The organism is Kocuria coralli, assembly GCF_008831305.1.
GTDB classification, from domain to species: domain Bacteria; phylum Actinomycetota; class Actinomycetes; order Actinomycetales; family Micrococcaceae; genus Kocuria; species Kocuria coralli.
Genome location: NZ_ML708654.1, coordinates 1 through 528 on the forward strand (window position 1 = coordinate 1; position 528 = coordinate 528).

Annotated in this window: 1 protein-coding gene and 1 pseudogene; both read right to left on the reverse strand. The window is 65.7% G+C overall.

Translation table 11 applies throughout. The features are described from left to right. The coding region (locus FCK90_RS16050) for a DDE-type integrase/transposase/recombinase (protein WP_181954354.1) at positions 1-212 on the reverse strand (212 nt) is incomplete at its 3' end. A gap of 16 nt (positions 213-228) precedes the next feature. After that, positions 229-528 (reverse strand): annotated as a pseudogene (locus tag FCK90_RS16055) (hypothetical protein); the annotation flags it as partial.

A 528-nucleotide genomic window follows, 5' to 3' on the forward strand; every position in this document is an offset into this window, starting at 1 on the left:
CGCGACCGGAACTGGGATCCTCGGTCCGAATGCACGATGCAGCCAGCGACGTCACCGCGGCGGGAAGCGGCGTTGTCCAGGGCGTTCACCGCCAGTCGCGCCTTCATACGGTCGCTGATCGAGTAGCCGACGATCCGGGCTGAGAACACGTCCTTGATGGCGCAGAGGTAGAGCTTGCCCTCGTCGGTCCAGTGCTCGGTGATGTCGGTCAACCACAGTTCGTTGACGTCATCGGCGGAGAAGTCCCGCTTCACGAGATCGTCGTGGACCGGTGGCCCGGGACGCTTCCCGTTCTTGCCGCGCTTCTTCGGCGAACACGGACCACCACTGGTTGTCCCGGCAGATCCTCCATGCCGTGCGCTCACACATCACTTCGCCGGCCCCGGCGGCTTCGCCGACCAGGAACCGGTACCCGTACTCGGGGTCGTCGACGTGGGCGTCCAGTAACGCGTTGGCGCGATATGCCTCAGTCAGCTCAGCCTGGGTGACCTGCTGGTGGCGCCAGCGGTAGTAGGGCTGGCGGGAGAG